Consider the following 8,096-nt stretch of genomic DNA (forward strand, 5'->3'; position numbering starts at 1 on the left):
CATCGGCAACGGCTGGTTCGGCGGCTTCCTGCCGACGGTGGCGTTCGCCATGGTGGCGGCCACGGGTGATATCTACTACGGGCTGTGGTATCCGATCGTCATCGCGGTGATGACGGCCATCCTGGGAATTTTCTTCATGCCGGAAACCAAGGATCGGGAGATTCATCACACCTGACCGGCGCCCGGTCCTGTGGGAGCGAGCTTGCTCGCGATAGCGTCAGCACATTCGACATCAATGTGATAGACAGATCGCCATCGCGAGCAAGCTCGCTCCCACAGGTTCCCGGTCTGTTCAGACGTGTCTGGGTAACTCGATCAGCACCATCAGCCCGCCCCACTCGCTCTCCTGCAACTGCAATCCTCCACCCCAGGTATCGACGATGTCGCGCACGATACCCAGGCCCAGGCCGTGCCCGTCGGTCTGTTCGTCCAGCCGCGTCCCTCGACCGAACACCTGATCACGGCGGTCTTCGGGAATGCCCGGGCCGTCGTCCTCGACGCTGAGCTCGAATCCCTCAGCGGTCTCGACAACACTCAGCCGGATTTCCGTGTCCGCCCATTTGCAGGCGTTGTCCAGCAAATTGCCCAGCAGCTCCAGCAGGTCTTCGCGATCCCAGGGCAACTGCAAACCGGCCGGAGCGCGGTAGCTCAGCGCCAGGTGTTCGCCATGAATCATGATCAGGGTTGCCAGCAATCCGGGGAGTTCGGCGTCGCAATCGAACAGTGCGCCCGGCAACGCATCGCCGGACAAGCGCGCACGATTGAGTTCGCGATTGAGCCGTTGCTCGACCTGTTGCAGTTGTTCCTTGAGGGTTTTGCGCAACTGCGGATGCGCCTCAAGCTGCTCACTTGAAGCCAGGCTCAACAGCACCGCCAGCGGTGTCTTCAGGGCATGGCCGAGATTGCCCAGAGCGTTGCGCGAACGCTTGAGGCTGTCTTCGGTGTGGGCCAGCAGGTGATTGATCTGCGCCACCAGCGGCTCCAGTTCCACCGGCACCTGATCGTCGAGTTGCGAGCGCTGGCCCTGTTGCAACTGCGCGATCTGCTCGCGGGCCTGTTCCAGCGGACGCAAGGCGCGGCGCACGGTAATCCGTTGCAGCAGCAGAATCAGCAGCAGCCCGGTCAAACCAAGGCCCAACCCGAGCTGTTGCATGCGCCGGAAGCTTTCGCGTATCGGCGTGTAATCCTCGGCGACGCTGATGGAGATCGGCAACCCCGAACGTCGATAGTCCGTACGCAGCACCAGCAACTGTTGCCCTTCCGGCCCCAGTTGCAGGTTACCGTGCAGGCCGGGATGATCGAGCGCCGGCAGTTCCTGATCCCATAACGAACGGGAACGCCAATGCCCGTCAGCAAAATCGATGCGGAAGTAATGCCCGGAAAACGGCCGCTGATAGGCCGGTGACAGGCGTCGTTCATCCAGTTGCAAGCCTTGCGGCCCGCGCACCAGTGCGGCCAGCAGGCTCTCGCTGTCATTGCGCAACCCGGCTTCGAGGTAGCGCTGCAAACCCATTTCGAACAGCCACAGGCTGGTTTGCGCCAGCACCAGGCCAACGACCACCATCACGCTGATCAGGCCCAGGCTCAGGCGGCGCTGGATCGATCTCACCGGGCTTGCCCGCCGAACAGGTAACCCTGGCCGCGACGGGTTTCGATCACGCTTTTGCCGAGCTTGCGGCGCAAGTGGTTGACGTGGACTTCCAGCACATTGGAATCACGCTCGGTTTCACCGTCGTAGAGGTGTTCGGCGAGGTGGCTTTTGGAGAGGATCTGCTCGGGGTGCAACATGAAATAACGCAACAGGCGAAACTCCGCAGCGGTCAGCTGAATGTCCGCACCGTCGCGGGCAACACACTGGCGACCTTCATCCAGATGCAGCCCGGCGGCCTGGAGCGTCGGCTGGTTGGCCTGGCCATGGGAGCGGCGCAGCAACGCCTGGATGCGCAAATACAATTCTTCGGGATGGAATGGCTTGGTCAGGTAATCGTCAGCGCCGGCCTTGAGGCCTTCGATGCGCTCGGCCCAGGAACCACGGGCCGTCAGGATCAGCACCGGCGTGGCCAGTCCCGCCGCGCGCCATTGCGCCAGCACCTCAAGCCCCGGCACGCCAGGCAAACCGAGGTCGAGGATGATCAGGTCATAAGGTTCAGTACTGCCCTGATGCACCGCGTCGCGACCGTCAGCCAGCCAGTCCACCGCGTACCCCTGGCGGTTGAGCCCGGTCAGCAGTTCGTCGGCCAGGGGCACATGGTCTTCCACCAGCAGCAAACGCATGGATCAGTCTTCCTTGTCTTTGAGTAAACGGCCGGTGGTGGCTTCGATGTCCAGTTCGCGGACTACGCCTTCAGGGGTCAGCAGCTCGACTTCATAAATGTAGACGTCATGTTTTTCTTCGAGCCCGGCTTCCAGCAGTTTCGCGCCGGGGTAGCGATCCATCGCCTGCTGCAGCAGTTGCTCCAGCGGCAGGATCACGCCCTGTTGACGCAGGCGCAGGGCTTCATTCTGATCCAGGTCACGGGCCATCACCACCGAGCAAAATGCCAGAAGCACCAGCGCCATCCGGCTGCCGATGCATCGATTGAATAAAAACACCTTCATTACCAATCCTGATGTTCCTTGAGAACCTGCCCGCTGACCGGGTCTAATTCAAGAGCCCGGTCGATACTCTGCTGCCGATCACCGGGATACCTGGCCAGTGCGAGTGGTGTGAGCTTCCCGAAAGCCACAATGGTACCAGCGTTGCGTCCGGGTCCAGGCGAGCCACCTTAACCCGCTGAACTTAATTGAAGCTGAATTGCCATCATTGCTGCCCCCCCCAGTCCCTGTGGGAGCGAGCTTGCTCGCGATGGCGGCGGCACATCCAACAATGATGTGACTGAAACACCGCTATCGTCGGATCGCCGCCCGGAACAAGCTCGCTCCCACAATGATCGCGTTTATAATTTCCCGCTTGCCCGACTTCGAGACCGCAATGACCGCCATCCACATCAAGTTCCCCTCCCTGACCCTCAAGGCCGGTCCACGCGCCTTTGCGCGCATCCGGGACAACGGCTTGAACGCCGCCGACGTCGGCACCCTCCCGGGCGCGGCTGGCGGTCCGAAGGCACTGGGGATTCAGGGGCTGGACCTGGCGCTGTTCGGCGAGTGGCTGCCGGCAGCACCGCGGGAACGCTCGCTGATTGGTGCATCGGTGGGGTCCTGGCGCTTCGCCAGCGCCTGCCTGCCGGATGCCGCCGAGGGCATCCGGCGTCTCGGGCAGCTGTACACCGAGCAGAACTTTGCCAAGGGCGTGACCATGGCGCAGATCAGCCAGAGCTCACAGCGCATGCTCAACGACCTGCTCGACGGTCGCGATGCCTCGATCCTCGGCAACAGCGATTACCGCCTGAACATCATGGTGGTCAAAAGCCATGGCCTGCTGGCCGACGATCATCGAGGTCGCCTCGGGCTGGGCCTGTCCTCGGTCATCGCCGACAACCTGCGCGGCCGGGCGAGGCTGGCCCGGCACTTCGAGCGCCTGATCATCCACGACCCGCGCCTGGCGCCGCCGGTCCACGCCTTGAACGACTTCCCGTCGCGCTTCGTCGCCCTCAATGCCGGCAATCTGCGCCAGGCCCTGCTGGCTTCGGGCTCGATCCCGATGGTGATGGAAGGCGTGCGCGACCTGCCGGGCGCCGGTGCCGGAACCTATCGCGACGGCGGCCTGCTGGACTATCACCTGGACCTGCCTTACAGCGGCAACGATATCGTGCTCTACCCGCACTTCACCGACCGGGTGATTCCCGGCTGGTTCGACAAGACCCTGCCGTGGCGCCGCGCCTGCCCGACTCGCTTGCAAAACGTGCTGCTGCTGGCACCGTCAAAGGACTACCTGGCGCGCCTGCCCTACGGCAAACTGCCAGACCGTAACGATTTCAAGCGCTTCATGGGCGACGCCCCGAGCCGGCAGAAATACTGGCGCACGACCATGGAGGAAAGCCGCCGCATGGGCGACGAATTCCTCGAACTGGCCGCCAACGGTCGCCTCGGCGAGCGCTTGCTGACCCTTTAGTCAGGACAAACTGTTAAACTCGCCCCCTGCCCGAATCGCTGCGGCGAACGCCACCTGAACAGAGCTGAAAAACTGTGGAAATCTTCAAGGAATTTACTTTCGAATCCGCCCACCGCCTGCCCCACGTACCGGACGGCCACAAGTGCGGGCGCCTGCACGGTCACTCGTTCAAAGTGGCAATCCACCTGAGCGGCGACCTGGACCCGCACACCGGCTGGATCCGCGACTTCTCGGAGATCAAGGCGATCTTCAAGCCGCTGTACGAGCGCCTCGACCATAACTATTTGAATGACATTCCCGGGCTGGAGAATCCGACCAGTGAAGTGCTGGCCAAATTCATCTGGAATGAAATGAAGCCGTTGTTGCCGGAACTCAGTGCGATTCGCATCCACGAAACCTGCACCAGCGGTTGCATCTATCGCGGCGAGTAATCTTCAGACAACGCTCCCACAATGGAACAGCGTTTCGTCAGTGACATAAAAAACAGCCTTCATCGGCTGTTTTTTTATGCCTGTGCTTTTTTCCTCGCCCCCGCCAAGAGGACAAGCCCCACATTTGAACTGTAGTGATCAATGTCACTGGCAGGAGTTGCCACCACCGAGCTAACGTAGAGGTATTGCCTAAACGATTCGATAAAAGGATCTGCCTGATGCACATCATCAACGCCCGTCTGCGCAACCAGGAAGGCCTGCATGAGTTGTACCTGGAAAACGGTCTGATCAGCAGCATCGGCCGCCAGATCGAAGCCCCGACCCTGGGCCCTGACGATCTGGATGCCGGTGGCAAACTGGTGGTGCCACCCTTTGTCGAGCCACACATCCACCTCGACGCAACCCTGACCGCCGGCGAGCCGCGCTGGAACATGAGCGGTACGCTGTTCGAAGGCATCGAGTGTTGGGGCGAGCGCAAGGCGAGCATCACCCTGGAAGACACCAAGACCCGGGCGAAGAAAACCATTCAGACCCTCGCCGCCCACGGCATCCAGCATGTGCGCACCCACGTCGATGTCACCGACCCGCAACTGACCGCACTCAAGGCCATGCTCGAAGTGCGCGAGGAAAGTCGGCACCTGGTCGACCTGCAAATCGTCGCGTTCCCCCAGGAAGGCATCGAGTCCTACCGCAATGGTCGCCAATTGATGGAAGAAGCCATCCGCATGGGCGCGGACGTGGTGGGCGGCATTCCGCATTTCGAATACACCCGCGATCAGGGCGTCAGCTCGGTGAAGTTCCTGATGGACCTGGCCGAACGCAGCGGTTGCCTGGTGGACGTGCATTGCGACGAAACCGACGACCCGCATTCGCGCTTCCTCGAAGTGCTCGCCGAAGAGGCCCGCAGCCGCGACATGGGTTCGCGGGTCACGGCCAGCCACACCACGGCCATGGGCTCCTACGACAACGCCTACTGCGCCAAACTGTTTCGCTTGCTCGGGCATTCGGGGATCAGTTTTGTCTCCTGCCCCACTGAAAGCATCCACCTGCAGGGTCGTTTCGACAATTTCCCGAAACGCCGGGGCGTGACCCGGGTCAACGAGTTGCTGGAAGCAGGCATGAACGTGTGCTTCGGCCAGGATTCGATCGTCGACCCCTGGTATCCGCTGGGCAATGGCAACATTCTGCGGGTGCTCGAAGCCGGGCTGCATATCTGCCACATGCTCGGTTATCGCAACCTGCAAAGCGCGCTGGATCTGGTGACCGACAATAGCGCCAAAGCCATGAACCTCGGCGATCGCTATGGCCTGGAGCGCGGGCGGCCGGCGAACCTGCTGATTCTGTCGGCGGAGAGTGATTACGAGGTGATCCGCAGTCAGGGGTTGCCGCTGTACTCGGTGCGCGATGGCAAGGTGTTGATGAAGCGGACGATGCCGGTGGTGGAGTTCAGTGGCCTGAACTGACATTTGCACTGGCTGGACAGGCCCCATCGCGAGCAAGCTCGCTCCCACAGTGGATCTTTGTCGTTCACAGATTTTGTGTTCACTGAAGATCAACTGTGGGAGCGAGCTTGCTCGCGATGGCGATCTAACAGTCAATCGATCAACCGAGCCGTACCAAACAGGCTGACCCGCCTCAATTCCCCCTGCTCCTCTTCCAGCAAGACCGGCGCCGTGCCACCCGGCATCGTCACATTCACTTCACCAGCCGTCACCCAGCCTGCCCGCCAAGCCGCGCAGGCCACCGCACTGGCGCTGGTCCCCGACGACGCCGTCGGTCCCTCGCCCCGCTCGAACACTCGCGCAGCGATATGCCCTTCGGACAAGCGCATCGCCCATTGCAGATTGATCCCCGCCGGACAAGGTTCGCCTGCACCGACCGGCATGGCGTAGGCGATTCGCATCAACCCGTCACCCAGCGCTGGTTCACGCATCTGCTCGTTGCTCGGCAGATCGTCGGCGTTTTCGACAAGCGTCACGCAATGGGGATTACCGACCCGCGCGAACTGGCTGCGCGACCATGCGCCATTGAGTGCCGACAATTGTTCAACATGGCTGAGTTCACGACCATTGAAATCCGCAGCTTCGACCCCGTGAGCACTGACCGCTGCCGGCCCGAACCCCGGCTGGCCCAGGTCAAGCCAGAATCCGCTCACGCCATCGACCTGCGCGGCTTTCACTGAGGTCTGCCCCGGCGAAGGCGTATCCGCCTTGTCGTGATAAACCCTGAGCAGACAGGCTTCGTCGCGGGGTAAAAGCCCTTGGTCGCTCAATGCCTGGGAAAAAATCGTCAGGCCGTTGCCGCTGCGCTCGGCCAGGGTCCCGTCGGTGTTGACGATCAACAGATCAAAGGGGGGCGACGATTGAAAGGGGCCGACCAGCAAACCGTCGCTGCGATGCTCCTTGCTGCCGGGCGGTTGCGTGCCGGGAGCCCAGCTACAGCACGCTTCGATGGCCGCCAGCGTCCACGCCTCACGGGTTTGCGCAGCATCGCTGGCCTGATCGGGCAGCTTGATTCCTTGACGGCGCAACTCCTCAGGCGCCACAACGATGTAGATATTGCCCCGTGCATCGTACCTCTGCGCCATGGCGCCCTCCGCGAGTCATTGAATGGGCTCAACATATCGCGAAACAGACTGAGGCTGTGCAACGATGTGCCTCTGTTTGACCGCCAAACCTTCCGGGCACTGATCGAACCTCCCCGTTCAATCCCTGTCCGTTGGGAACGCGATGTTTTCCTCCAAGGATTGATATGACCAGCCTCAACAGCCAAACCGCCTTCGTTCCCGGACGTCTGGAACAGATGTCCACGCGCATCGCCTTTTTCATCGCCGGGTTCGGCATCGCCGCGTGGGCACCGCTGGTGCCTTATGCCAAGGCCCGGGCCGGGCTGGATGAAGGCACCCTGGGTCTGTTGCTGTTATGCCTGGGGGTGGGCTCGATCCTGGCGATGCCTTTGGCCGGGATCCTGGCCACGCGTTTCGGCTGCCGGCGGGTGACGACCGGCGGAACGTTGCTGATCTGTGCCGCCCTGCCGCTGCTGGCGACGGTGTCGTCGATTCCGGCCTTGATCGCTGCCTTGTTCATGTTCGGTGCGGGTCTCGGCACGGTGGATTCGACGGTCAACCTGCAAGCGGTGATCGTCGAGCGCGCCAGCGGCAAAAACATGATGTCGGGTTTCCATGGCCTGTTCAGCCTGGGCGGGATCGTCGGTGCGGCGGGCGTCAGCGGGTTGCTTGGCCTGGGTATTTCTCCACTGGGAGCCACACTGGTGGTGATCGTGATGCTGCTGATCGCGCTGGCCAGGGCCGTGCCGCATCTGTTGCCCTACGGCAGTGAGAGTTCAGGGCCGGCGTTCGCGGTGCCCCATGGCATTGTCCTGTTCATTGGCGGGATGTGCTTCATCGTGTTTCTCGCCGAAGGCGCGGCGCTGGACTGGAGCGCGGTGTTCCTGGCGCAGGAACGTGGCATCGACACGGCGTATGCAGGGCTCGGTTATGCGGCGTTTGCCTTGACCATGACCGCCGGGCGTTTGACCGGTGACAAAATCGTACGGCGGTTGGGCGCGACACGGGTGATTGTGTTCGGCGGGCTGACGGCCGCCGCAGGCTTGTT

General features: G+C 62.1%; 8 protein-coding genes and 1 pseudogene. 5 read left to right on the forward strand and 4 right to left on the reverse strand.

The window, feature by feature from the left end:
• Positions 1-175, forward strand: a pseudogene (locus PMI29_RS31920) (MFS transporter); the annotation flags it as partial.
• A 117-nt stretch (positions 176-292) separates the two neighbouring features.
• Here the strand turns inward: PMI29_RS31920 and PMI29_RS23280 are convergent.
• From PMI29_RS23280 to PMI29_RS23270, 3 genes are read right to left on the reverse strand one after another with little or no spacing between them, the layout of a single operon-like run.
• The gene (locus tag PMI29_RS23280; RefSeq protein ID WP_007995239.1) at positions 293-1,609 is read right to left on the reverse strand and encodes a sensor histidine kinase; all 1,317 of its coding nucleotides are present in this window, start codon (positions 1,607-1,609) and stop codon (positions 293-295) included.
• Positions 1,606-2,274: a response regulator transcription factor gene (locus PMI29_RS23275; RefSeq protein WP_007995240.1), complete on the reverse strand. Its 669-nt coding sequence runs from the start codon at positions 2,272-2,274 to the stop codon at positions 1,606-1,608. The genes PMI29_RS23280 and PMI29_RS23275 overlap by 4 nt, the downstream gene beginning before the upstream one ends.
• Positions 2,275-2,277: 3 nt before the next feature.
• Positions 2,278-2,598: a PepSY domain-containing protein gene (locus PMI29_RS23270; protein ID WP_007995241.1), complete on the reverse strand. Its 321-nt coding sequence runs from the start codon at positions 2,596-2,598 to the stop codon at positions 2,278-2,280.
• Between the two features lie 373 nt (positions 2,599-2,971).
• On the opposite strand from PMI29_RS23270, the gene PMI29_RS23265 reads away from it, so the two are divergent.
• From PMI29_RS23265 to codA, 3 genes are all read left to right on the forward strand, one after another.
• The gene (locus PMI29_RS23265; RefSeq protein WP_007995243.1) at positions 2,972-4,051 is read left to right on the forward strand and encodes a hypothetical protein; all 1,080 of its coding nucleotides are present in this window, start codon (positions 2,972-2,974) and stop codon (positions 4,049-4,051) included.
• A 74-nt stretch (positions 4,052-4,125) separates the two neighbouring features.
• Positions 4,126-4,482 carry a 6-carboxytetrahydropterin synthase QueD gene (gene queD, locus PMI29_RS23260; RefSeq protein ID WP_003223505.1) on the forward strand — a complete coding sequence of 119 codons (357 nt, stop codon included), beginning with the start codon at positions 4,126-4,128 and terminating at the stop codon, positions 4,480-4,482.
• A gap of 218 nt (positions 4,483-4,700) precedes the next feature.
• Complete coding sequence (codA, locus tag PMI29_RS23255) at positions 4,701-5,945, forward strand: cytosine deaminase (RefSeq protein WP_007995244.1); 1,245 nt, start codon at positions 4,701-4,703, stop codon at positions 5,943-5,945.
• A 131-nt stretch (positions 5,946-6,076) separates the two neighbouring features.
• Here codA and PMI29_RS23250 read toward each other — a convergent pair whose 3' ends face one another.
• Entirely contained in the window at positions 6,077-7,069 is a 993-nt protein-coding gene (locus PMI29_RS23250; protein WP_007995245.1) for a diaminopimelate epimerase, read from the reverse strand.
• Between the two features lie 164 nt (positions 7,070-7,233).
• Between PMI29_RS23250 and PMI29_RS23245 the strand changes: the two genes are divergently transcribed.
• The coding region (locus PMI29_RS23245) for an MFS transporter (RefSeq protein ID WP_007995247.1) at positions 7,234-8,096 on the forward strand (863 nt) is incomplete at its 3' end.

This window comes from Pseudomonas sp. GM49 (assembly GCF_000282355.1).
In the GTDB taxonomy this organism is placed as follows: Bacteria; Pseudomonadota; Gammaproteobacteria; order Pseudomonadales; family Pseudomonadaceae; genus Aquipseudomonas.

Bases quoted from the DNA above. Each gene is read 5' to 3' on its own strand.
- codA (WP_007995244.1), top strand. From the start codon at position 4,701: ATGCACATCATCAACGCCCGTCTGCGCAACCAGGAAGGCCTGCATGAG.
- PMI29_RS23275 (WP_007995240.1), bottom strand. From the start codon at position 2,274: ATGCGTTTGCTGCTGGTGGAAGACCATGTGCCCCTGGCCGACGAACTG.
- PMI29_RS23265 (WP_007995243.1), top strand. From the start codon at position 2,972: ATGACCGCCATCCACATCAAGTTCCCCTCCCTGACCCTCAAGGCCGGT.
- PMI29_RS23270 (WP_007995241.1), bottom strand. From the start codon at position 2,598: ATGAAGGTGTTTTTATTCAATCGATGCATCGGCAGCCGGATGGCGCTG.
- PMI29_RS23250 (WP_007995245.1), bottom strand. From the start codon at position 7,069: ATGGCGCAGAGGTACGATGCACGGGGCAATATCTACATCGTTGTGGCG.